Genomic DNA, 22,676 nt, shown 5'->3' on the forward strand with positions numbered 1-22,676 from the left:
AGAGCTAAGAACCAGCAGATGAACCAACCGCCTTGGCAGCGAACCAGCGTAACCACTGTCCTGATGCAACGTTCCGCGTCATCGCTTGATCATTGATGTTCAGCCTCAGCTTGAAATTAGTGCTCACGTTACGAATGCGAAACCTACCCGGGCTCCCCTCTTGTTCAGCAATGGCTGGATGGTGAACTTCGAGCGCATCACGATACGGAGTTGATCCGCGGCGTCGACCGGCCGTAATGGCTCCGCAGCTGGTGTCTTAAGCCAGGGTCCGAGTACGGCACGCTCATTCCAGCGCGTTTCCTCCGAGCGCCATCTGTTTTTCTCCCGCCAAGCCTGTTTGCTCATCGTAGCTAGGAACTGCTCAACGGCCATGCCAATGATAACGCCCTCAAACAGCGCGGCGATTAGCAGTTCAGGAATTTCGAAGTCTGCAATGGCTATACCGCCCGAAGCGCCTACTGCGGCAGCCCCGATGATCAGCCGAGGTGCTGCTCACAGCACCAACCTTTGGCCATATTGCATGCCCCTCTCCGGATTTCCCGCCACGATAGTACAACGCGCGTACCATATCCAAAAAAATGAGGCCTCGACCGCATGAAGCTTCCCCCGAGAAACCGATATTGGCTCTAGAGGACAGTCGACATCCGCTTCCGCTCAGGACGTTCCTACGTCGTGGCACGGCGCGATTTCGAGGCCAGCGCTCCGGCTTGTTGCTATGGAGCTCACGTTTTGGACGAAGATCGCATAATGGATCGTCGGGGACGGCGTGATCGCGCTGCTTGTGGGGTCGATTCGGATCCAGCCGGTGGGATTCGGGTGGCGGAAGCGCTCGCGCACTGAGAGCCTGCGCAATCGACAAAGCTAAGCACCTTCGCGGGCCGAAGGAACCTGTCTTAAGGAACGGGCGGGCCCGGCATTTCTCGCCTCGGTGGAGGTGGCGAATATCCGCCAGTTAGGTTCCTATTGCGGCGCGCATATCGCGCTTGTGAAATGCAATTAGCGGAGGCACGGAGACTTCCGGTTTCAACGGCGATTTTAGACGGGAAGCCGTCATGCTTGACGAGCAAGAAAAATATGCATTAGGCCTTGCTTGACAGAAGGGCAGCTCCGGTCTTTCATGGCGGCATTCACCAGGGGGGCCCGGCAAGGGGCTGAGATACTGCTGAACAATAAGGTGTTGCTTGTTGTGGCGCAGTGACCCGTTGAACCTGATCCAGTTCATACTGGCGTAGGGACGGTGCAAGCGCTCCAAGGCTTCGGATTCACGCGTGGAATCCATGCCGGCGTCTTTTCATCATTCCGGCTGACTGGGTCTCCAACTTTCAATTTGGAGCCTCAAACTATGACATTGCCGCAAAAAACTTCACCCCAACCGTCACCACCGGCCCGCTGCCAGTGTCGCGGAAGATCCATACCGGGAGTTATCCACAGTCATGTCCGCGTGCCGATGCGCGGAATCAGCGTCCATCCGACCGCCGGCGAGCCGCCTTTCGTCGTCTATGATTCCTCCCATCCCGACACCGCCCGCAGCTACCGTGACGAGACCTTGCCGAAGGAAGCGCACAAGGTGGCGCATTTCTGCTCGATGCGCATATCGCACAACATCCGCGCCGAGGCGCAGAAGGAGGGGCTGGACGCGATGGCGGCGAAATACCGACAGGGCGGCGAACTTTACATGTCGGTCGTAGAGGCCGCTAAAATACCGATTGGAGGATGACCATGCGCGTTCTTGTCAAGGGGGCCGGCGTTGCCGGCCTCACCGTGGCCTGGCAGCTTTATCGCCAAGGCTTCCGCGTCACCCTTACGGAGCTGGCCGACAAGGTCGGGGGCGGCGCCTCCGGCCTTGCCGGCGGCATGCTCGCCCCGTGGTGCGAACGGGAAAGTGCGGAGGAACCGGTGCTGACGCTCGGTCGTAATGCCGCCGATTGGTGGGAGGCAGCATTGCCCGGCCACGTCAAACGCCGAGGAACGCTGGTGGTCGCGGGTGGGCGAGATACCGCCGAGCTGGACCGCTTTTCCCGCCGCACAAGCGGATGGGAATGGCTGGACGAGGCGGCGATCGCAGCTCTGGAGCCTGATCTCGCCGGCCGCTTCCGCAGGGCGTTGTTCTTCCGGCAGGAAGCGCACCTCGATCCACGGCAGGCGCTCTCGGGACTTGCGGCAGGACTGGAGAACGCCCGCGTGCTTCTCGTGTTCGGCGTCACGGGCAATGCGAACGTTGCCCATTATGACCGGGTGATCGACTGCACCGGTGCCGCCCAGATTGGCCAACTGCCCGAATTGCGTGGTGTTCGAGGCGAGATGCTCTGCGTCGAAACGCGCGAGGTCAGCCTTTCTCGCCCCGTCCGCCTGCTGCATCCGCGCCACCCGATCTATATCGTGCCGCGCGAAAAGAACTGCTTCATGGTCGGTGCGACGATGATCGAAAGTGACGATGCGGGGCCGATTACCGCGCGTTCGCTGATGGAGTTGCTGAATGCTGCCTATGCGATGCATCCCGCCTTCGGCGAGGCACGCGTCACGGAAACAGGCGCAGGCGTGCGGCCCGCTTATCCCGATAATCTACCGCGCGTGACGCAGGAGAAACACACCCTCCATGTCAACGGCCTCTATCGCCATGGCTTTTTGCTGGCGCCGGCCATGGCCGGAGAGGTGGCGCGGCTTCTTCTAACAGAACAAACGGAAAGGAGGGCGCCATGACCTTCATCATCAATGGCGAGGAACAACAGGTCGCGGCCGCGACGCTCGCAGATCTGCTTCTCGCTCTGGACTACGAAGGCGGGTGGCTCGCAACCGCGGTGAACGGCGAACTGGTACACCGCGAGGATCGCGTCGATTTCATGCTTGGCGAGCGCGACCGCATTGAAATTCTCTCACCGATGCAAGGAGGCTAAGATGCTGAAACTTTACAGCGTCGAGGTCCATTCCCGGCTGCTGCTTGGCACCGCCCGCTACCCGTCTCCGGCCGTGCTTGCGGAAGCAGTGAGACGATCGAAGACCGAAATTGTAACTGTTTCGCTTCGGCGCGAGGCCGTCGGCGGCAAGGCGGGCGGCGCCTTCTTTGAGCTGATCCGCGAGCTTGATGTGCGCGTGCTTCCCAACACGGCCGGATGCCACAGCGTGCAGGAGGCTGTGCTGACGGCGAAGATGGCGCGCGATGTTTTCCGCACCGACTGGATCAAGCTCGAAGTGATCGGCCATCACGATACGCTGCAGCCCGATGTTTTCGGCCTCGTCGAGGCGGCACGCATCCTGACCGGCGAGGGCTTTCACGTCTTCCCCTATACGACCGACGATCTTGTCGTCGCCGAAAGGCTGCTGGACGCCGGCTGCCGCGTCCTGATGCCTTGGTGCGCGCCGATCGGCTCTGCCATGGGAGCGGTGAACCCGATGGCGCTGCGGGCATTCCGAGCACATTTTCCGGATGTGCCGCTCATCGTTGATGCCGGCATCGGCCGCCCATCTCATGCCGCCGCCGTCATGGAATACGGCTATGATGCCGTTCTTCTGAACACCGCCGTTGCCGGCGCGGGTGATCCCGCCGCCATGGCCGAGGCCTTCGCGTTTGCCATCAATGCCGGCCGCATCGCGCATGGCGCCGTGCCGCTGGAGCCGCGCGACATGGCCGTTCCTTCCACTCCCGTCATCGGAAAGGCCGTCTTTTCATGAAGCTCGATCCCTTCTATCTCATCGTCGACAGCGCCAACTGGGTCGAGCGTCTCGTGCCGCTCGGCGTCAAACTCGTCCAGCTGCGCATCAAGGACCAGCCAGAGCCGGTGCTTCGCGAGGAGATCCGGCGTGCGAAAGCCGCCTGCGCGGCAGCGGACTGCCGATTGATCGTCAACGATTACTGGAAGCTCGCGATCGATGAGGGATGCGATTTCATCCATCTCGGGCAGGAGGATCTGGCGGCAGCCGATCTGGCTGCAATCGGCCGCGCCGGCCTGAAGCTCGGCCTTTCCACGCACGACATGGCGGAACTAGAGACGGCGCTGGCCGCCCGTCCGGATTACGTGGCATTCGGACCGGTCTGGCCCACGGTGCTCGAAGAGATGAGATGGACGCCACAAGGCGTCGAACGCATTGCGAACTGGCGGCGGCGTGTCGGGCCGATGCCGCTCGTTGCCATCGGCGGGATCACCGCCGAGCGCGCGCCGCTGGTACTGGAAAACGGCGCCGATACCGCTGCCGTGGTCACCGATATCACCCGCAACCCCGATCCCGAAGCCCGCACACGACAGTGGCTGGCCGCGACCGCGCCTTGGCGGTCCGTGACTGAGAGGCCGCACCTGGGCTCTCTACAATGAAAAGGCAACAATAAAGAGGACCAAAAGGCGGATGCGTCAGGGGCTCGCGACCACCGCTCGCTGGTTCAGACGCTGACTGAGGCACCATCGGAAGGTTACTATCGGACACCCGATCTTTGCAACGCAACGATGCCGCAATTTGGTTCAGTGATCGGGCTGGCCGAGGGCGGGTCGAAACTTTGGAGTAAGGCTCTCTTCATAGAGTTAGCGCTCGCTGCAAATCATCGTGCTCGAACGCACTAGCCATACGGTTGATCTCGGCTGACTGCGCACCGACCGCCTTTGCGGTCTCGCGCCACCTTGCTGTGGAGGTCGCGACTTCCTTAATGATCGCGCGAGCCTGGGCGAGCGTGAGCGCGAAGAACCCGGCAGTTTCTTCCAGCAGATCAAGGGAGCAGGTGCCCTCATCAAGATCTATGTTGGTCGTCAGGACGCGCGCCCTGACGTCAGTAGGCACTGGATTGAGGTCATAGGCAGGGGACAACGACCAGCCGGCTTTGCCGAGCCACAGAAAGCCGTGATTTCTCAGGTGGTCATCGACGTTGGAAATCAGCACATTGAAGGCGACGCGGCGATAAAGCGCGTGCGCATCGGTCTTTCCCTGCGCGCCGTGTTCGGCCAAGGCGTCTACGATCTCCGGATAGCTTCCACGCTCGCCGTCCTTTGCGCCCATCATCGCCATCGCGGACAGGAAGGGGATCCGGACAGCACCATCACGGTCGAAGCGACGCGAGAGCATGACCTTCTTGCCGGCGACGTCGATGAGCTCGTGGAGGGGCGTGACAATGCCGGCTTGTTCAGCCAGTTGCAGAGCGACCTCTTCCCATGTCTCCATGCTGTAGTCGTCGGTTTCCTTAGGAAACTTGGCGATCGAGAGATGGCCATGTTGATCGATAACAGAAGCCTTCGGACGCGCTCCACCAAGCGAGGAGCCAGGCGCGAAGATAAGTTGGACGTCTTCGTCGGTTTCCTCATCGCGCAGAATACGTTCGGTGATCTGCAGTAGGCGGCCGAGCTCGATGAGGGCGGGAACGCCGGCACGGATCGGCGCCTGGAATTCCTCGTCGCCAACCCGGCGGAACCGGAGGGCGCCGAGCCGTGTCTCGTCGGCGACCCCAAGCAGATAGTCGCTTTCGGCCAGCGTACGAACGGCCCGGCCATCGCGCTCAGCCATGCGCCTTTCCGAGCGTTGCATGAGGCGTCGGCCCCACGTATCGGGTGCTGAGTCACCAATAGAGCCAAAGTTTGCGAGGCCGGCGGGTGGGGCGAACGCTCCCCGGCTCAGAGCTAGAGCGGGCTCCAGCGAGAAGCGGCCGGGGTCCTCTAGCCAGGCACGGTCATACTCAAACACGATCGTTTCGGCACCACGGACGCGATTGCTTCGCGCCAGTCCGATCGGACGGGTGTGACCGTGAAGGTCGAGATGAACTTCAAAATCAGCCATCGCGTGACGATCCCGGCGATCGCTTTGGGTGAGCGTGCTTGGGCAACTCCGCACTGGCCAAAGATTGGCCGACGCTGTCGTTACTGATGTCGGCGACTTGGCTCAGCCCAACTAGCAGGCCGAGTGCCTGGAGGACGCCTGCATAGATGCCGATGCTGACATTGGTGTCGCCGGCCTCGATCTTTTGAAGCGTTGAGCGTGAGGTGAAGGCACGTTCGGCTACTACCGCCATAGGCAGGCGGCGACGTCGACGTGCGTCGTGGATGTCTGCGCCCAGTTTGCGCAGCGCGCGCCGCACAGCGGCCGGAGGGTTATGAGGTGTAGGCATTTGTCACCTTCGCACTGCAGATAAGCCCAATATGTAGCACGAAGATGACAATTTTGCCAGAGGGATGGTCAGGTAGAAAAGCCGATTGTTTCGTCGAGCGCCACCCCGTCTGGTTCGTTTGCCGAGCAATCCTGCGAATAACTAGCGGTGTCCAATTCTCACCCTAAACTTCATCAGCAAGCAAGCAAGCAAGCAAGCGGGAAGTGAACCGTATCTTTGGCAACGTCAAAGATGGTGGAGTCGATATCGTTCGGCGTCCCGCTTGCCGCCAGGTCCCGCTTGTCCCTGATAAAGTTGCGAACGTTCGCATAAGGTACCAAAAACGCTCTTCCGGGCTGTGCAAAGCAAATGACCGGGAACAGCGAAAATCGCCTCAGCGGTCATGCCGAGCGGGCGCTGTTCCATGACGGTCCCTGCCATAGTCATCCTCTTGCCGGCGCCGGCGGAACCGGCCAGCTAGGTCGTGCCGGATGCGATGATTCCCCAGGTGCCGTGTTCTGGCGAATAGAGAGTGAACGCGGCCGATGCACGCCAGCAGCTTCAGATACACGCTGCCGAAGCGCCGAGGGGCTGGTTGTTGAAACGGTCTTTACAAACCTTGCAGCCGGTCGATCCGGTCGGCATCGGACCAGGCCCAGTGTGATTAGGCATGGAATAAGGACCCCGCATTTGGGGTGATCGGCGTCCAAACGGGACCCCCATCTGCGATGGGGTTACAACAGCCTCCGGTTTCATCGGAGGCTTTTTGTTTGGATGCTTATTGTGGAAACAATTCTGAAGATACGACGGCTGGCCCATGTGCAAGGCAAGTCGATCAAGGCGATCTGCCGGGAGTTGGGCATATCGCGGAAAGTGGTGCGGAAGGTTTTGCGCACCGATGAGACGGAGTTCAAATACGAGCGAGCCCGTCAACCTCAGCCGAAGCTCGGACCATGGCGCGAACAACTCGATCGGATATTGCTTGCCAATGAGGCCAAGGCTTCCCGCGAGCGCCTGACGCTGATCCGGATATACGAGGATTTACGCGACCTCGGCTATGAAGGCGGTTACGACACCGTTCGGCGTTATGCGAGGACATGGTCGAAAGAGCGCGGGGCCGTGACGGCGGAAGCCTATGTCCCGCTTTATTACGCGCCCGGCGAAGCCTACCAGTTCGACTGGAGCCACGAGATTGTCGTACTGAACGGCGTGACGACAACGGTGAAGGTGGCTCATGTCCGGCTTTGCCACAGCCGAATGATGTTTGTGAGGGCCTATCCGCGAGAGACGCAGGAGATGGTCTTCGACGCCCATGACAAGGCGTTCGCGTTCTTCGGCGGAGCCTGCACGCGCGGCATCTATGATAATATGAAGACGGCGGTGGAGACGGTCTTCGTTGGCAAGGAACGGCAATATAACCGTCGTTTCCTGCAGATGTGCAGCCATTTCCTTGTCGAGCCGGTGGCCTGCACGCCGGCGTCCGGCTGGGAGAAGGGCCAGGTCGAGAACCAGGTCAATCTGGTGAGAGAGCGCTTCTTCACCCCACGTCTGCGCTTCAAATCCTACGATGAGCTGAACGGCTGGCTGCTGGACAAGTGCATCAGCTATGCCCGCGCCCATAAGCATGTCGATCAGACGGAGCACACGATCTGGGAGGTGTTCGATGCGGAGCGGCCGCATATGATCAGTTATCCCGGCAAGTTCGATGGCTTCCACGCCGTCCAGGCCTCGATCGGCAAGACCTGCCTCGTGCGTTTCGACAACAACAAATACTCGGTGCTGTCCACCGCGGTCGGTCGCCCGGCAGAGGTACATGCCTATGCCGACCGCATCGTCATCCGGCAAGATGGCATCGAGATCGGTCAGCACGACCGCTGCTTCGGCCGCGGCGAGACGATCTATAATCCATGGCATTACGTTCCGGTCCTGACCCGCAAGCCGGGAGCCCTACGCAACGGCGCCCCGTTCCATGACTGGGTTTTGCCCGCCGCCATGGAGAAGGTGCGCCGCCGGTTGAAGGCCATGCATGACGGCGACCGGCAGATGGTGGCGATCCTGGAATGTGTCGGTGAGGCCGGGCTTCCCACCGTTGAAGCAGCCTGCCAGGAGGCGCTCGATCAGGGCGTGTTCTCATCCGCCGTCATCATCAACATTCTGGCCCGTAAGCGTGATCCGCAACCGGCCGCCATCCTTTCCATTCCCGATGCGCTTCGCCTGACCCATGAGCCTCTGGCCGATTGCGCACGTTACGACAGCCTCAGGAGGGCAAGCTGATATGGAACGATCCCAAATCCTCGACATGATGGGCACGCTGAAGCTGTTTGGCATGCGCAGCGCATACGACGAGACAATGGCTTCCGGCATCAAACGCCAGCATGAACCGCCCCGTATTGTCGGTGACTTGTTGCAGTCAGAGATTGCTGAGAAGCAGGCCCGGTCGATCAAATACCAGATCGCCATCGCCAAATTGCCGCTGGCCAAGGATATCAACGACTTTGACTTCACCGATACACCGGTCAATGAAGGGTTAGTGCGCCAGCTCGCGACCGGGGCGTTCCTCGCCGAGCAACACAATGTTGTTCTGGTCGGCGGGACCGGCACAGGGAAGTCCCATCTGTCCATCGCGCTTGCCCGTGCTCTTATCCGCAACGGAGCGCGGGGCCGGTTCTTCAATGTTGTCGATCTCGTCAATCGGCTTGAGACAGAAGCACGCAATGGCAAACAGGGGCGGCTTGCCGACTTCATCACCAGGCTCGACTTCGTCATCATGGACGAACTCGGCTATCTCCCGTTCGCTCAGGCCGGCGGCCAGCTTCTCTTCCATTTGATCAGCAGGCTTTACGAGCGGACGTCGGTCATCGTCACGACCAACCTAGCCTTCGGAGAATGGCCCGCTGTGTTCGGCGACGCCAAGATGACCGCCGCTCTTCTCGACAGGCTCACCCACCATTGCGAGATCCTGGAAACCGGAAATGAATCCTGGCGCTTCAAAAACCGCTCTCAAAGCTAAAGCCGAAAAGACAACCAACCCGCGCCCGCAGGCCCCTGCGCTAAATGAAAAGCTCCGGGCCTACGCGCGCTGACCCTATGCAACCAGAGGCAGGGGTCACTTTTGGGAGCCGATAAGGGGTCCCGTTACCAAGCCGATTGACACCCGGTACAGGGCCCGAGCCAATGCGAGGCGCTGCTTCTCACCTCCGGAGAGGCGAACCCCGTTCTCGCCCAGATGGGCCTGGAACCGCCCGGGCCAGCGCTCGATGCACTCCCGCAGTCCTATTCGATCACAGATACGTACGATCTTATCGAACTCCGGTTCGAACTCGCCCAGGGCGATGTTCTCGATCACGGAACCAGAGAAGACGTCTATCGATTGCGGTACTGCAGCCATGACCTTGTGCAGTGATGCGCTCGAGAGGTCCTGGAGGGCATATCGGCCGATCCGAATGCATCCATCCTCAAGCTGGTAGACATTCTGCAGCAGAGCCGCAAGGGTGCTTTTGCCCGAGCCGCTCTCACCCACGACGGCCGTCAACTCTCCTTGGCGAAAGGAGACGCTTAGATCGCTGAAAACCTCCGCCTGCGCGCCATAGCGGAACGTGACGTTCTCCAGGCGAATATCTCCGAGATCGGTCTTCGTGGCATCGATGCCGCTGCTGCTTGCCGACTCCAGTTCAAAGATCTCGAAAAGTCTATCCGCCGCGATAAACGCGTCTTGAACGATCCGGTTGGTCTGGATCAGGCGGGTGACCGGCCGGGTGATATAGCCAAGCAACGTATAGCAGGACAGCAATTCGCCGGGCGTGACGGCCTGTTCGAGCGCAAGCGTGGTTCCAAACCACATCAGCACGATGGTGAACAGGACCGACAGGAACGTCGAGGCGTTGTCGCCGCAGATTGAGATCAGCCCGGAGCTGTAAACGGAATGCAGCATCTTTACGAAGCGGGTCTCCATTTTGAAGTTTGCGAAGCTCTCGACGCCGGAAGTCTTAATGGTGGAGACGGCTCCGAGTGATTCTACCAGTTGCGCCTCGAGTTTGGCGTCATTTTCCATGATGACACGTTGGAGATTTCTGTTCATCCGATTAATGGCCCAATATGCCAGGATGTACATTGGAATGGCGAGCGCCACGATCAAAGCAATATTCCAAGAATAGATGAACATCATCCCGAACGAGAACAGTATCATTAAAACGTCAACAAACATGTTTATCGAAACGTCGTTCAGGAAGCTCCTGATTTTCACAGCGTCGTTCATGCGCGACACGATTTCTCCCATGCGCATGCTGTCGAAGAACTTCTGAGGCAGGGCCAGGATGTGATTGTAATAGCCGAGGATCAAGCAGACGTCGATCTTCTGCCCCGTCTGCAGGACGAGTCGGCCTCTTAGGAGGTTGATCAGGATCTGTATCACTAGGATCAGCAGCATTGCGATGCTCATCAAGTTGAGCAGGTTGCGGTTTCCCGCTGGGATCACGTGATCAACGATCTTCTGAACGTAGATCGCCGTCGAGAGACTGAGGACGGTCGTCACCAGCGCGCCGGCGAGAGCCTGCGCCATCACCATGCGGTGTGGCGCGAGTAGGCGGGCGAAGCGGGCGAGGGGCGACGTGGTCTCGTCTCGGCGATTGAATGTGTCTGCCGGAACCAGCAGAACCAGGACGCCGGTCCATTGCTCCATGAATTCCTGATGCGGCACTTTGCAGATTTCGCCAAAGGCCGGGTCCATGACGATAACCCACTTGGCGTCGATCGCATGGACCACTACGAAATGGTGCAGGCCCTCCTTGACGACGTGCGCGATAGCGGGCTTAGGGATCTTGTACAAGCTGTCGAAGCCACCTTTGACGCCTTTCGCGATGAAGCCCAGCTTCTGCGCCGCCTCCGTGAGCCCCAGCACGCTCGTACCGGAGCGGTCGGTCGACGCATACTGGCGGATGCGCGCCAATGGCAACTTGTAGCCGTAGAAGGCTGCGACAGAAGCAAGGCTGGCGGCGCCGCAATCCGTGATGTCACGCTGCTTGAACTTAATGGCCTTACTCGACATGGAGGCTCGCTGACTGTTGGGACAATATTAGCGCCCCGCCAGCATCGGGTTGAGCCAATCGTCTGCCTCGTCGTAGAGCAGTTGCAGGAGAGTGCGATTGGCCAACAGAAAGCGAGCCCGCACGGTCATTCCTTTCTTCAGGTGGCCGATGGCCCCGCTCTTTAGCGCGAGATCGCTGCGAGAGAGCGCGCACTGGACCTTGAAGACCGGGTTCCCGTCATGCAGAGTGAAGTCCTGCGCCACCTCGAGCACCCTTGCTTTGATGACACCCCATTGGTTGTAGTTAAAGGCATCCACTTGGAGCCGCACCGGCTGACCAGCCTGCACAAAGCCAATGTCGTTGGGGGAGACGTAGATTTCCGCCACCAGATCGTCGTTCGGCGAGATCCAACCAACGGTTTGCCCGATCTGAACGTAGCTTCCGTGCGCGAGGCCGGAGAACTGCTCGAGAGCACCCGATACTGGGGCGCGGATGCGGTGCAGGTCCCGTTCGTGCTCGAGCTGATGCAAGGTGGCCGTGAGTTCCTTTAAGCGCAGGTTAGCATCAAGGAGCTTCTGGTTCCAATCAGCGGTTTTGCGTCGCACGAGGATCTCCCCTTGGACCTCGATATTTTGGAGAGCGAAAGCCTTCTCGTCAACGGCCTTCGCCGGCGCCGCAGCAGCCGAGACAAGTCGCTTTGCGCGGTCGAGTTCCGCCGCGGCGTTACTGCGCGCATATTGGTTCTCGCGCAGCAAGTTGAGAAAATGCACCCTTTCAGCCGTCGCGGATTCGGTTTGTAGGGGGGACGAGACGCTGATCCTTGCGCCGGAAGAAATCAGCGTTTGGAAGTCATGGGCAAGATCGCTCTTGGCATGAATGTCGGCTAAAACGCCGCTGAGCTTTTCCTCGATTACATGATCGTCAAAGGCGATTATTTCCTTCCCCTTAGCAACGAGATCGTTCTCAAAGGCAAGGACACGGGAGATGCGTCCGGAGACGGGCGCTATCAGGGGCGTCTTCTCCACGATCGGGCGAATAGTACCGGCACTCTGCATGGAGACCGGTATGGTGACGAGTGGCAGTGAGCCAAATGCCGCGACGACGAAGAGCAAGATCGCCCTATAAATGCTCAGGGATCGTCCTGATCGTCGCGACAGTATGCTTTCTGCGGTGCAGCTGGCCGTTTCAGCAGAAAGGGGAACTGCTAGTCTGTAGTCACTAGGAGCCATCGAGAGCCAGCTCGCTTTGTATCAACCAAACAAGTGCCCGTAACGTCGCAAAAACACGTAAACCCAAAAATACCAACCTCCGGAGGTTTCAGCTGCTTCTTGAGGGGTTAATTCAGTTACACGATAGGCTGCCATGTTGTTCATCATTGGTGTCTCCGTTCAGAGCTGGATTGAGAAGATGCCAAGGCCCCGTTGGGAGCTCCTAGCGGCGCGCAACAAAAAGGTTCAAGATTCGTGCCAATGCAGAAAGAGCGAAAAGCATCAGAAAACTGTTCTGCATGTTATACAATGGCTGCCCTAGATGTGAGCTTCCAATAGGTTGTCCATTCGATCCGGACCGGGAAAGCTGAGGTTGTCGAAGCTTCAGTGATTCTCGGGGGACCGAATGGACATCCATATGAATGCCCGCCTCACGCCGCTCAGTCGAGCGGTAATTGCGCACCGCGTGCTGATGGAAGGACAGCGACCGATGGCCGTCGCTGCGGCTTTCGGCGTCTGCGTGAAGACTGTCTATAAGTGGGTAAGACGCTATCGACGGGAGGGCGAGGCCGGTCTCAATGATCGCAGTTCCCGACCGCACCGCCTGTATCATCCGACCTCGCAGGCCACCGCCGCCCGGATCGAGACGTTACGCCGCCTGCGCATGACCGGCCAACACATCGCCAAGGAGACGGGTGTCTCGCCAGCCACAGTCAGCCGCATTCTCAAGCGCCTTGGCCTGAACAAGCTCAAGGCCTTGGCCCCGGCTGAGCCGGTGCGGCGCTACGAACGCGACCAGCCCGGCGAACTCATCCATATCGACATCAAGAAACTCGGCAAATTCAACCGAACCGGCCACCGCATCACCGGCGATCGCACGGGGCAGAGCAACAGCCGCGGCATCGGTTGGGAATACGTCCATCTGGCCATCGACGACCACTCACGCCTGGCCTATTTGGAAATATTACCCGACGAGACGCGACGCTCCTGTCTGCGCTTTCTCTTCAATGCTTTGCGCTTCTTCAAAGCCCATGGCGTCAAGGTCCAGCGCGTCATGACCGACAACGGCACAAGCTTCCGCTCCCATCGATACGCCAAGGCGCTGCGGCGGCTCAGCATCAAACACATCCGCACCAAACCCTATACGCCGAAGACAAATGGTAAGGCCGAACGCCTCGTCCAGACCGCACTGCGCGAATGGGCATATGCCAAGGCCTACGAAACCTCGCAGCAGCGCGCCGCCGACCTGCCGCTCTGGCTCCACCGTTACAATTGGCATCGCCCGCACGGCAGCCTACAATCCAAACCGCCCGTCAGTAGACTCGGCCTGATCAAGGACAACCTGTTGAGGCTCCACACCTAGAGCGCCGAGACATGCCAAAACGCACATCACGCTGTCGCAAGCACGACAAACCGAGTAGGGTTCTGAATGAACGTCTTGAACAGGATCGACAGCTCCGAAGTTCGGTGGGGGCGGTACAGTTGAGGCCTAGAGTCTGTCAGCGCTAATCGGAATCGTGCGGAGATTCCCTTGTCTTTGATTTTGTGATTCAAGGTCATTGCTGGTGTGGAGGCCAGCGATGATGGTGCGACCTCTTTCTCTGGATTTGCGAACGCGCATTGCGACAGCGTTGAATGATGGCATGACGGTTCGCGCCGCAGCGGAGCGGTTCGGCATATCGGCTGCGACAGCGGTACGCATCGGACAGCTCGATCGTTCAGGTAAAGGCCTGGCGCCGGCGAAGATCGGCGGCTATGTCAAACCGACACTGAGGGGTGCGGCCGCCGACGCCGTGCGTCAGCGGCTACAAGTCAAGTCCGACTGGACGGTGCGCGCACTGTCGGCGGACCTGAAGGCTGCGGGGATCAACGTGTCTCACGACACCGTCTGGCGCTTTCTGCGCAGCGAAGGCAAGACCTTCAAAAAAAACGCTGGTGGCAAGCGAGCAAGACCGCCCGAAGGTGGCCCGGTTCCGGATGCGGTGGAAGACCCATCAGCACCGGCTTGATCCGGACCGTCTCGTCTTCATCGACGAGACTTGGGTCAAGACCAACATGACGCGCACCTGCGGCTGGTGTCAGCGGGGAGAGCCCCTCATTGCAAAAGTCCCTCATGGTCATTGGAAGACACTGACCTTCCTGGCCGGCTTACGCCGCGATAGCATCGTTGCCCCCTTCGTCCTCGATGGTCCCATCAATGGCATCGCTTTCACCGCATGGGTTCGGCAATGTCTGGTCCCGACACTCAAAGCCGGTGACATCGTCATCCTCGACAATCTCGGAAGCCACAAAGGAAAGCCGGCCCGCGATGCGATCCGAGATGTCGGTGCACATCTCTTCTTCCTGCCGCCCTACAGCCCCGACCTCAATCCCATCGAGATGATGTTCGCAAAGCTCAAGACACTCGTCAGAAAGGCAGACGAACGAACCGTTGAAACAACATGGAGACGCATTGGAGAACTCTTGAAGACGTTCAGTCCCCAAGAGTGCTCTAACTACCTCAGACATGCAGGGTATGGTTCAAAATAAACCTGACAGACTCTAGAACCTCGGCGCTCAGTGAGCACCCCAATCCGCGTGGCCCCCCATCGAGCTTGCCGTCGATTTTTGTTGTTGCTGATGCACCCTGAAACCTGTGAATTGTTAACGGACTGTGGCCCTCCGCACGATAGTGGGTGCGGATGCGCCGCTTCTGGTGCCGCAGGCCTTGTCCCTGTTAACAGATGCTATGGCCGCATGCGTCAAGTAAAAGATCCACCGGATGCGACAAGAAACGAGACACCTATTGGGGAATGCCTGGCCGGGTCCCGACGCTATAGCGATCTCAGACCTGCACTTGTTCCGGCCCAGGCTGTGACCGACAGCGGTCGTCTCGCTGTGCCGTTGCGACAGGAGGAATAGCTGGAAATCTCAAGCTCACCTCGACATCCGGTTACGCGAGCTTGGCCGCGCCCGCTCGGGCTGGTACGATTCCCGGCGGCTCGATTGCGAAGGCGTCCTGTATTAGAGAGAAGCTCAAAGTTGCCGCACCGGACGGCTTTGAGGACGTGTTACTCGATCTCTACAAGCAAATCTCGCCCACGCGGATCACCGATGTCCCGACGTGGATGCTGCGACTGGCTTCTGCGAAGCATTCAATCATCTGCGGAGCGCCCTGCGATGAACGTCATCCTCGCGGAAGGGACTAACTTTGACCTGCGCATGATGGCCGATGCCACAGAGACACCCACACCTTGTGGTTGTTAATCCGTATTCGACAGTGGCATGTCGAAGGCGAAGCCTACGACCGGCGCTAGCCAGGGTGGTCGAGGCGCAGGCGGGGTTACCGATCCATGAGCACTCCGGCTTCGAGCGACGGCCTATTATTTGCCGCCACCGCGCAAGGCGATGCCATTAGAGGGTACGGTTCAGAATAACCCTGACAGGCCGACCCCAAAACCTTCAGAAACCGACCTGTCGCTCTTTCTTCGACGCGTCGAATGGAAACCCTCTGGCCAAAATATGGATGCCAGCGATAGTTAGGCTGATTTGTACGCGTGGATCGCACGCACCCGCCTTACAGAAGCGATCCGATGCCCGGTCCAGGTTTTTCCTTGCCCCGTTGGCATGCCCATTCGATTAAGCGACGCGGCGATATGTTCATCGGAGCAGCGACCAGCCATGCTGCGCATCACCGCCAGGGCATCCTCAGTGGTGGCACAACCGTGTTCACCGGTCTGAGGCTTACGGACCTTGAGCTCCGAAGCTGACCGCCCTTCCAATGGATCGTCAACACCACGTCACGCACCGCATCGTCGTCGTGCCAAATGGAAACCCTCTGGCCGAAATACGGATGCCAGCGATAATAGACCTCGACTTCATCGCCGACATGGGCAGAATGAACGGGCTTTGGCGTTGGAAGAGGGAACTGGCTCTTCGCGGGAGCCGATACGGGAGCGGAGACCTTGGCACGCGCCATGACGATCATCGAGACGGCAAAGATGAATGGTCGTGATCCGCAGGCATATCTGGCTGACGTGCTCGATCGTATCCACGATCACAAGATCAATCGGTTAGACGAATTGCTTCCGTGGAACTGGTCGGCGATCACCACAATCGACGCAAAGGCAGCCTGATGGCGACAGTCACCCACGTCCGTACGATCAAATTTGTTGCCGAAATTCTCGAAGAGGACCCGGAGCTTCTTCAGGCAATCGTCTCCAACGATGATAATCTGAGCTATGGCAGCATTATCTCCGTGTGCACTGGCGACGACGAATCCGTGACCGCACTGACAGACGACGGCATGGACGAATTGGAGCAGATGCTCAAAGACGCCCGCCGGTCATCCCAAGAATGGAACGACTTCCTCGACAGCTTTGTTGACGACGTGCCGCTCGTCGCTCGCATCAAAGCAAAATCTCCGCGGTAGCAATCGGGCCGGTTACGATCGAGGCGACGACCCTGCGTTCCCACTCGCCACCATCTCATGCACTGTCTCGACCAAGAGATGGACGACCGCGTTAGCGGAAAAAGACAGCGTAAATGCCAAGGTATGCGCCTGAGGACGCCGCCGAACCTCCCGCGCGGTTTCCTGGCAGAAACGACGATACAGCCGCTCCCCCGTAGCAGCGCCTGCACCGGCCGCCTGGCCGGCTGGGCGAAGTGGGTTAGCTCGATGAAGCTTGTGTACGGAGGGGACATTTGATTGATAAAAGGCTAATCGCGCGCGAGACGGCTTCTTACTTTTGCTTCCCCACAATAGAACTCGCTAAAATTGCCTGGGCTTTTAGATCGGCTGTCTTCTGAGAGGAACTTACAGGTGCTCCAGAAGACGCTGGCGATTTATTAATAGATGAAGACCGTGCCGTTGCCATTCCTTCCTCAGGAAGCGTAGCTACTTGAGCGGCACTGTCAATCGCTCTACGGCAGTCATCAAGGAAGTTAGCTATATATTCATTGACATAGACAACCAACGGCTCTTTTGGAACAACAATCAGACGCCGTTTGTCCGTTTTGTCCCGAGTGATGTCGATGAACCCACGCAAATGCGCTGCCTCGACATACTTTTGGCAAACAGTCTGGTTTTTAAAAGGTAGATAGCGACACGCCTGCATTTTCGTCATGGGTCTGTTATTAGCATGCATATGATATACTTTAAGCAGCAACCCAAGAATGTTCCTCAGGAAAAGTTTTTCTTCGGAATTTTCGCTAAAGAGATCTGACAAAAACGAGTCAATTTTCTCAAGCTTATGCTTTACGCCGACGTCGATCTGTTCTGGCGTATATATTACTCTTCGTGTTGTCTTCGCCACGGCCACGCCTCTGCGCAATGGGTCGTTCTGTTTTCACCCAAAGCCTGTTACCGGATCCCATCGCGGCGACATTTATCATATGTATGTCTTTATAACTACGACGAATATAGAGTTTTTAGCGGTCGTGCGACTGACCTTCAGGGTGCACGAGCCCCCGCTCTTGTTTTCACATCCATTTAAAAAAACAGTTACACAAGTGTAACTACCAGTGCTATCAAAAAATTCGGGAGCTTCGCTTCCGATGGAAGGTCGGTCTCTTAGTTGGCCCCCGACCCAGCTCGCCCGCCGCCCGAGCTGGCATGAAAGAGCCCGACCTTCCGTTTTGAACGTGTGGCTTTTCGAGCGAGGGATCCGAAATGACTAAAGAGATCTGGACAGATTACAGCCAACCGTTCGGGACGATCGGTCCATTGATGACAGTGGGCGAAATTCTGGAAAAGAACATTGATGCCGGATACAATGCCTACGATGAGTATACAAACGCAGCTCTTCAGAAATTTGCTCGGTATGCCTCGGACTTCCTCTCCAATCCACATCCTCGTTTGGGTCGGGACGGGAGCGTTTGCCCTTTCGTTCCCGAAGCTCTGACGAAGGGACTCTTACGGATTGCCGCGTCGCAAGTTGTTGCAGTTGACGAAATCGAAAATGAGATGGCGCGTATGCTCGCCGTCTTCAGCCAGATGAAACCCGTTATGTCCTTCAACGATCGAACGGGCGACTGGATCTATAAGGCGATTATTATTGCCCTTCCTGGAATTCAGGATGAAGGAGAGATCAACATGATAGGTCAACTGCAGAAACGGCTGAAGCCCGACTTCATTCAGGAAGGTTTCATGATCGGTGAATTTTATCCAGGTTGCCCGGAACCTGGGTTGCACAATAGGATGTTTCGACCGCTCGACACGCCGGTTCCAGCCTTGGCTATTCGGCATATCACCAAATATGATGCTCCTTTCATGCTTGGCAGCGATAAGTGCCTGGAGGCTTACTTCAGTATTTTTGGTGACGAGGGTCGCCGCCGCATTAGGCAACTTTTGGAGCGAACCGGCTGAAACCTACTCGCAACCGGGGTGTACTCGCAGTCGCAATCAGCCATGCTCGATCATCCTGCCATATGAAACGGAAGGAAACGACTATGTTGGATGTTCATCCGAACGTACTTGCTGAACTGCACCAGATCGGAGCGTCGACGGTACGATTGTGGCGATATAGTGATTTCGCCACCCCTATTACATCCCCTTCAGATTTAGCCTCTGCTATCGGCCTTCCCGTCGGACGCGTTGCAAAGACAATGATTGTTGCGGAGCAGCAAGCAGACGATGTGATGCGCCGATTGGATCCTGGACGCCACCTTTGTGCCGTTTTGCTGCCATCACCTGCAAAGATCGACATGAAAGCGGTTGCTGGCACGTATGGATGGAAACGAGCCGAACTGGCTCAGAAAGAACAGGTACTGGATCTCTTCGGCTACCCGTCAGGAAGCGTATCACCATTCGGTCTCCAGAAGATCGCCGTACTGATTGACACCGCCCTTTTTGCTTATCCTACCGTAGTCACAGGTGCGGGCAAGTTTGGAGTCGAGCTTGAGATCGACACGAGCATGCTTTGGAAGATCGGGCAGCCGTTGCAGACGCGTGCACGGGCCACCCAAACCTAACGACTCCGTCACCTATCAAAGAGAGGCCGTGACCAAGGTTAGGTTATTTCTTCGGAAGAGGAAATGCGGGTCGACATAACGGCGTCTTGATAGATAATGAGGGTTCCAATACGTATGCCGCGTTAACCGGCTCACAGTCCACACTATAACGAAATCCGTCCGGAGCCGCCCGCTCTAAGGCCGAAACTCAATCAGTCGAGCGCAAGCTTCAAACGTAACGGCACGTGGGCCGTCCTGAGGATAGCTGAACACGCGAAAAAACCTTCGAGCATCGACTCGCCGGCGCATGGAATTTCTAAGTGCGGATCGTACGAGTTCGCGCTGATTGGTTGTTTCAACGTGAATATCTAGTGGACTATGTCTGCGCATCGGCTCCCCATAAGTGGTAGAACCATGCGCCATGCCGGACTCGGCGCTAGCGCATGCATTTCCAACCTGAGTTCGTTCATTAAACGCGCTCTCGATCAGATGCTGCGCTCGGTATCGTCGCTGATCAAAGCGGACAACCTTTTTTCGGTTGCGCCGACTAGGAATGACCGGTGTGCATTTCTTCGTTTGCAGCGAGCAGCGCAATTTGCCCAGCGTAATACTTTTTGGCTCCCAACAGATAACGTATTGGGCCAGCGCGGGCGATCAAGCCTGGCGTACGCATTAACTGTCTGACGTCTCCTGCTGTGAAATTGCGGGCGGGAATCACATGGTGAGCGCATAGATTCTGGTGGTCCGGCCACCGCGACAACGGCCGATGGCTTGTTCTTGCGCCCCCTTTCCACCAAATGCCGCCGCGGGTCGTGCACAATTGGCGCAGTCCGCCGTACTCTTCGTCACTGCGCCAGTCTGCATGAGCGACTTCAGCCAGGAGCCTCGTTGCGACCATCAACGGGTTGAGCGATTATAGACCGTCGTCGGTGGGTCATAAGCGGCCAGGCAATCACACCAGCGGCAACCAACCTTCTCAACGTGGATGATGCCCGAATCACGCGACGGTCATCCACCCCGCGTGCACCTGGCTGGTTTTTCGGCAAGTGCAACTCCATTGTTGACCGCTCTTCCTTCGACAGCTTAGACAATTCTATGTCGTTTCTCCTGATCAATGCCCGGCAGTGAGTCAGGTAAGATAACTTCATCAATAGCTGATTGGATTTTGACCGAGGGACGCGACGCATGGCTTTTATGCCTTATGTAGCTACGTCGGTTCCGTGTCATACTCGTCGGAACGAAAGCAGCTCTGGAATTCCTCGCATTGTTGGTAATTCGGAGGGGAGCACAGAATGAAACCTGCAGATTGACAGATTTGGTGGTAGAGGTTTTTCTTCCACTCATATTGTGGGTGTTCTCAGCAGCGAGCTGGGGGAAATGATTGGCGACCAATCTGGTTCGTTCGCCCGGGTCGAGAAGGCCGAACTCCTTCCATAGTTGATCATCTCGCAAGCGCGAAGCGCAATAACTTTGGCAAATAGGCTGCTGATGAGCTCGTGCGGCCGGGCGTAATTCAGCAACAGACGACCATGCAACAGTCCTTACTCGACGCCAACCTCTGCATCCCGCACGTTTTCAACGGCAAATGACAAAGTAAGCGTGGTTGGATAGCGCATCTCGGAGTTCAATCTGCGAAATCCGGTCACCTCCGTAGCCGTCGCCTCGCCGGCCTCGACCTCCTCCAGTGCCCGCGAAAGTACGCAAGTGATGACATACTGATCGAAGCCCATTTCGCCACCGCTTCAGAGCGTCGCTTTGCAACGCGAATTTTTCGGAAGCTCCACTCCTACTCACCCCGATCGGGTGCTATGGAGCTCAGCAGGATGCCTTCGCCGCGGCGGAGCCCGGAGTGTGTTTAAGCATGGAATGTTGACCCCTCTGGCGGGGTGATACTTATCCAATTTTGACCCCCCTTGGATTTCATCCGACCATCCGGCTTTTGCCAGTGGATGGGGTGGGGAGTTGAAGAGAGTGGATACGATTGCCCGTGTCCGACGAGCCTTCCATGTTCAGGGCTGGTCGGTGAAGAAGATCACCAGAGAGCTGAATGTTTCGCGTAATACGGTTCGCAAAATCCTGCGTTCTGATGCGACTGATTTTGTCTACAAACGAGAACATCAACCGTTGCCCAGGATCGGAGCCTGGAAGGGTGATATTGAACGGTTCCTCATTGCCAACGAAGGCAAGGCATCGCGCGAACGGCTGACGCTGATCCGGATTTACGAGGAGGTTCGGGCACTCGGCTACGACGGCAGTTATGACGCGATCCGGCGATATGCCAAGACCTGGGCGAAGAACCGGGGAGCCGTGACGGCGGAAGCCTATGTGCCCCTCTATTACGCGCCGGGCGAAGCCTACCAGTTCGACTGGAGCCACGAGATCATTCTGATCAACGGGGTGACTACGACCGTGAAGGTCGCGCATGTCCGGCTCTGCCACAGCCGGATGATGTTCGCCCGAGCCTATATGCGTGAGAGCCAGGAGATGGTGTTCGATGCCCATGACAAGGCCTTCGCCTTCTTCCGTGGCACCTGTACGCGCGGCATCTACGATAACATGAAGACTGCGGTCGAGGCGGTGTTCGTCGGCAAGGAGCGACAATACAATCGCCGCTTCCTGCAGATGTGTAGCCACTATCTGGTCCATCCCGTTGCCTGCACGCCCGCATCCGGATGGGAGAAGGGACAGGTCGAGAACCAGGTCGGACTGGTTCGAGAACGCTTCTTCACACCACGTCTTCGGGTTAAAAGCCTGGAAGAGCTGAACGTCTGGCTGCTCGATAAGTGCATCGCTTACGCCAAGGCACACCGTCATCCTGAACAGACCGAGCGAATGATCTGGCAGGTGTTCGAGGAGGAACGCGGCAGCCTCGTGCATTACGTCGGGCCGTTCGATGGTTTCCACAGCGTCCCGGCCTCGGTGTCGAAGACCTGCACGGTCCGTTTCGACAACAACAAATACTCCGTCCTCTCGACTGCGGTCGGCCGCCCTGTTGAGGTTCACGCCTATGCCGAGAAGATCGTCATCAGGCAGGACGGCGTGAACGTCGGTGAGCATCCGCGTTGCTTTGGCCGTGGCGAGACGATCTACGATCCCTGGCATTATGTACCCGTTCTGGCTCGCAAACCCGGCGCTTTGCGCAATGGTGCGCCGTTCAGGGACTGGGTGTTGCCAGCGGCGATGGAGAAGGTCCGCAAGCGCCTGAAGAGCGTCCACGACGGTGATCGGCAAATGGTCACAATCCTTGCATGCGTTCCCACCGATGGTCTGACGGCCGTCGATGCGGCCTGTCAGGAGGCGCTGGACCAAGGCGTCTGCTCGGCCTCGGTGATCATCAACATTCTGGCTCGTAGTCGTGACCCGGCTCCGGCCGCAACCCTGCAAACCCCGGATGCGCTTCGATTGACCCATGAACCGGTCGCCGACTGCGCACGCTATGACAGCCTCAGGAGGGCA

19 protein-coding genes, 6 pseudogenes and 1 riboswitch are annotated in these 22,676 nt (G+C 58.0%); of the genes and pseudogenes, 15 read left to right on the plus strand and 10 right to left on the minus strand.

The annotated features are described in order from the left end of the window. The first annotated feature begins 1,122 nt into the window (after window positions 1-1,122). Window positions 1,123-1,253: riboswitch (TPP riboswitch) on the plus strand. A gap of 260 nt (window positions 1,254-1,513) precedes the next feature. The 5 genes and pseudogenes from MF410_RS32420 to MF410_RS32440 form a co-directional block, all read left to right on the plus strand. Beyond that, window positions 1,514-1,717, plus strand: a pseudogene (locus tag MF410_RS32420) (phosphomethylpyrimidine synthase ThiC); the annotation flags it as partial. Window positions 1,718-1,719: 2 nt separating this feature from the next. After that, entirely contained in the window at window positions 1,720-2,700 is a 981-nt protein-coding gene (gene thiO, locus MF410_RS32425) for a glycine oxidase ThiO (protein WP_007635991.1), read from the plus strand. After that, window positions 2,697-2,894, plus strand: coding sequence for a sulfur carrier protein ThiS (gene thiS / locus MF410_RS32430; protein WP_007635990.1), 198 nt, complete (start codon window positions 2,697-2,699; stop codon window positions 2,892-2,894). Before thiO ends, thiS begins: the two co-directional genes overlap by 4 nt. Before the next feature lies 1 nt (window position 2,895). Beyond that, on the plus strand, window positions 2,896-3,669 hold the full coding sequence (locus MF410_RS32435) for a thiazole synthase (RefSeq protein WP_096771908.1): 774 nt from the start codon (window positions 2,896-2,898) through the stop codon (window positions 3,667-3,669). Beyond that, window positions 3,666-4,307: a thiamine phosphate synthase gene (locus tag MF410_RS32440; RefSeq protein WP_239621130.1), complete on the plus strand. Its 642-nt coding sequence runs from the start codon at window positions 3,666-3,668 to the stop codon at window positions 4,305-4,307. Before MF410_RS32435 ends, MF410_RS32440 begins: the two co-directional genes overlap by 4 nt. A 196-nt stretch (window positions 4,308-4,503) precedes the next feature. On the opposite strand, the gene MF410_RS32445 is transcribed toward MF410_RS32440, so the two are convergent. Continuing rightward, a complete protein-coding gene (locus MF410_RS32445; protein ID WP_096771906.1) occupies window positions 4,504-5,751 on the minus strand; it encodes a type II toxin-antitoxin system HipA family toxin in 1,248 nt (415 codons plus the stop codon). Then, window positions 5,744-6,079: a helix-turn-helix transcriptional regulator gene (locus MF410_RS32450; protein ID WP_007635986.1), complete on the minus strand. Its 336-nt coding sequence runs from the start codon at window positions 6,077-6,079 to the stop codon at window positions 5,744-5,746. Before MF410_RS32450 ends, MF410_RS32445 begins: the two co-directional genes overlap by 8 nt. A 753-nt stretch (window positions 6,080-6,832) precedes the next feature. On the opposite strand from MF410_RS32450, the gene istA (MF410_RS32455) reads away from it, so the two are divergent. Together istA (MF410_RS32455) and istB are read left to right on the plus strand one after the other, a co-directional pair. Then, window positions 6,833-8,332 (plus strand): IS21 family transposase, encoded by a 1,500-nt coding sequence (gene istA, locus MF410_RS32455; RefSeq protein ID WP_222135254.1) that lies wholly within the window; start codon window positions 6,833-6,835, stop codon window positions 8,330-8,332. Between the two features lies 1 nt (window position 8,333). Then, window positions 8,334-9,068: an IS21-like element helper ATPase IstB gene (gene istB, locus MF410_RS32460; protein ID WP_222135253.1), complete on the plus strand. Its 735-nt coding sequence runs from the start codon at window positions 8,334-8,336 to the stop codon at window positions 9,066-9,068. Window positions 9,069-9,164: 96 nt separating this feature from the next. Here istB and MF410_RS32465 read toward each other — a convergent pair whose 3' ends face one another. From MF410_RS32465 to MF410_RS36695, 3 genes are all read right to left on the minus strand, one after another. Beyond that, window positions 9,165-11,102: a peptidase domain-containing ABC transporter gene (locus MF410_RS32465; protein WP_239621132.1), complete on the minus strand. Its 1,938-nt coding sequence runs from the start codon at window positions 11,100-11,102 to the stop codon at window positions 9,165-9,167. A gap of 27 nt (window positions 11,103-11,129) precedes the next feature. Beyond that, complete coding sequence (locus tag MF410_RS32470; protein ID WP_097622114.1) at window positions 11,130-12,215, minus strand: HlyD family efflux transporter periplasmic adaptor subunit; 1,086 nt, start codon at window positions 12,213-12,215, stop codon at window positions 11,130-11,132. A 117-nt stretch (window positions 12,216-12,332) separates the two neighbouring features. Next, window positions 12,333-12,458 carry a hypothetical protein gene (locus MF410_RS36695; protein WP_275593055.1) on the minus strand — a complete coding sequence of 42 codons (126 nt, stop codon included), beginning with the start codon at window positions 12,456-12,458 and terminating at the stop codon, window positions 12,333-12,335. A gap of 238 nt (window positions 12,459-12,696) precedes the next feature. Between MF410_RS36695 and MF410_RS32475 the strand changes: the two genes are divergently transcribed. The 3 genes and pseudogenes from MF410_RS32475 to MF410_RS36855 all read left to right on the plus strand — a co-directional run. Next, window positions 12,697-13,653 (plus strand): IS481 family transposase, encoded by a 957-nt coding sequence (locus tag MF410_RS32475; RefSeq protein WP_096771901.1) that lies wholly within the window; start codon window positions 12,697-12,699, stop codon window positions 13,651-13,653. A 220-nt stretch (window positions 13,654-13,873) separates the two neighbouring features. Beyond that, window positions 13,874-14,819, plus strand: a protein-coding gene (locus tag MF410_RS32480; RefSeq protein WP_170961553.1) for an IS630 family transposase whose coding sequence is annotated in 2 segments (ribosomal slippage) — window positions 13,874-14,212 and window positions 14,214-14,819 — 945 coding nt in all. Because the reading frame shifts where the segments join, the coding sequence is not laid out codon by codon here. Window positions 14,820-15,095: 276 nt separating this feature from the next. Then, window positions 15,096-15,685: pseudogene (locus MF410_RS36855) on the plus strand (Tn3 family transposase); the annotation flags it as partial. A gap of 126 nt (window positions 15,686-15,811) precedes the next feature. Here MF410_RS36855 and MF410_RS32485 read toward each other — a convergent pair. Then, window positions 15,812-16,086, minus strand: a pseudogene (locus MF410_RS32485) (serine recombinase); the annotation flags it as partial. Between the two features lie 94 nt (window positions 16,087-16,180). On the opposite strand from MF410_RS32485, the pseudogene MF410_RS32490 reads away from it, so the two are divergent. Further along, window positions 16,181-16,405 (plus strand): annotated as a pseudogene (locus MF410_RS32490) (transposase domain-containing protein); the annotation flags it as partial. Further along, window positions 16,405-16,701, plus strand: a complete 297-nt coding sequence (locus MF410_RS32495) for a hypothetical protein (RefSeq protein ID WP_096772340.1) — start codon at window positions 16,405-16,407, stop codon at window positions 16,699-16,701. The pseudogene MF410_RS32490 and the gene MF410_RS32495, both read left to right, overlap by 1 nt. Before the next feature lie 310 nt (window positions 16,702-17,011). Here MF410_RS32495 and MF410_RS32500 read toward each other — a convergent pair whose 3' ends face one another. After that, window positions 17,012-17,584: a hypothetical protein gene (locus MF410_RS32500; protein ID WP_239621135.1), complete on the minus strand. Its 573-nt coding sequence runs from the start codon at window positions 17,582-17,584 to the stop codon at window positions 17,012-17,014. 356 nt (window positions 17,585-17,940) lie between these two features. On the opposite strand from MF410_RS32500, the gene MF410_RS32505 reads away from it, so the two are divergent. Then, the gene (locus tag MF410_RS32505) at window positions 17,941-18,636 is read left to right on the plus strand and encodes a DUF6875 domain-containing protein (RefSeq protein ID WP_096772339.1); all 696 of its coding nucleotides are present in this window, start codon (window positions 17,941-17,943) and stop codon (window positions 18,634-18,636) included. 83 nt (window positions 18,637-18,719) lie between these two features. Continuing rightward, complete coding sequence (locus MF410_RS32510) at window positions 18,720-19,241, plus strand: YbaK/EbsC family protein (RefSeq protein ID WP_054185946.1); 522 nt, start codon at window positions 18,720-18,722, stop codon at window positions 19,239-19,241. A gap of 1,186 nt (window positions 19,242-20,427) precedes the next feature. Here MF410_RS32510 and MF410_RS32515 read toward each other — a convergent pair. The 3 genes and pseudogenes from MF410_RS32515 to MF410_RS32525 all read right to left on the minus strand — a co-directional run bounded on the left by MF410_RS32515 (window position 20,428) and on the right by MF410_RS32525 (window position 20,950). Continuing rightward, the gene (locus MF410_RS32515; RefSeq protein WP_141098812.1) at window positions 20,428-20,535 is read right to left on the minus strand and encodes a nitrogen fixation protein NifQ; all 108 of its coding nucleotides are present in this window, start codon (window positions 20,533-20,535) and stop codon (window positions 20,428-20,430) included. Between the two features lie 83 nt (window positions 20,536-20,618). Next, window positions 20,619-20,672 (minus strand): annotated as a pseudogene (locus MF410_RS32520) (hypothetical protein); the annotation flags it as partial. 89 nt (window positions 20,673-20,761) lie between these two features. Continuing rightward, window positions 20,762-20,950: a hypothetical protein gene (locus MF410_RS32525; protein ID WP_239621137.1), complete on the minus strand. Its 189-nt coding sequence runs from the start codon at window positions 20,948-20,950 to the stop codon at window positions 20,762-20,764. Between the two features lie 232 nt (window positions 20,951-21,182). Here MF410_RS32525 and istA (MF410_RS32530) point away from each other — a divergent pair. Further along, window positions 21,183-22,676: pseudogene (gene istA, locus MF410_RS32530) on the plus strand (IS21 family transposase); the annotation flags it as partial.

This window comes from Rhizobium sp. C104 (genome assembly GCF_022354505.1).
Lineage (GTDB): Bacteria > Pseudomonadota > Alphaproteobacteria > Rhizobiales > Rhizobiaceae > Rhizobium > Rhizobium redzepovicii.

What these genes read in the sequence shown, in the direction of transcription:
- thiO (WP_007635991.1), top strand. Translation starts at nt 1,720, where the DNA reads ATGCGCGTTCTTGTCAAGGGGGCCGGCGTTGCCGGCCTCACCGTGGCC.
- thiS (WP_007635990.1), top strand. Translation starts at nt 2,697, where the DNA reads ATGACCTTCATCATCAATGGCGAGGAACAACAGGTCGCGGCCGCGACG.
- MF410_RS32435 (WP_096771908.1), top strand. Translation starts at nt 2,896, where the DNA reads ATGCTGAAACTTTACAGCGTCGAGGTCCATTCCCGGCTGCTGCTTGGC.
- MF410_RS32440 (WP_239621130.1), top strand. Translation starts at nt 3,666, where the DNA reads ATGAAGCTCGATCCCTTCTATCTCATCGTCGACAGCGCCAACTGGGTC.
- MF410_RS32445 (WP_096771906.1), bottom strand. Translation starts at nt 5,751, where the DNA reads ATGGCTGATTTTGAAGTTCATCTCGACCTTCACGGTCACACCCGTCCG.
- MF410_RS32450 (WP_007635986.1), bottom strand. Translation starts at nt 6,079, where the DNA reads ATGCCTACACCTCATAACCCTCCGGCCGCTGTGCGGCGCGCGCTGCGC.
- istA (WP_222135254.1), top strand. Translation starts at nt 6,833, where the DNA reads ATGCTTATTGTGGAAACAATTCTGAAGATACGACGGCTGGCCCATGTG.
- istB (WP_222135253.1), top strand. Translation starts at nt 8,334, where the DNA reads ATGGAACGATCCCAAATCCTCGACATGATGGGCACGCTGAAGCTGTTT.
- MF410_RS32465 (WP_239621132.1), bottom strand. Translation starts at nt 11,102, where the DNA reads ATGTCGAGTAAGGCCATTAAGTTCAAGCAGCGTGACATCACGGATTGC.
- MF410_RS36695 (WP_275593055.1), bottom strand. Translation starts at nt 12,458, where the DNA reads ATGATGAACAACATGGCAGCCTATCGTGTAACTGAATTAACCCCTCAA.
- MF410_RS32475 (WP_096771901.1), top strand. Translation starts at nt 12,697, where the DNA reads ATGGACATCCATATGAATGCCCGCCTCACGCCGCTCAGTCGAGCGGTA.
- MF410_RS32495 (WP_096772340.1), top strand. Translation starts at nt 16,405, where the DNA reads ATGGCGACAGTCACCCACGTCCGTACGATCAAATTTGTTGCCGAAATT.
- MF410_RS32505 (WP_096772339.1), top strand. Translation starts at nt 17,941, where the DNA reads ATGACTAAAGAGATCTGGACAGATTACAGCCAACCGTTCGGGACGATC.
- MF410_RS32510 (WP_054185946.1), top strand. Translation starts at nt 18,720, where the DNA reads ATGTTGGATGTTCATCCGAACGTACTTGCTGAACTGCACCAGATCGGA.
- MF410_RS32525 (WP_239621137.1), bottom strand. Translation starts at nt 20,950, where the DNA reads ATGGGCTTCGATCAGTATGTCATCACTTGCGTACTTTCGCGGGCACTG.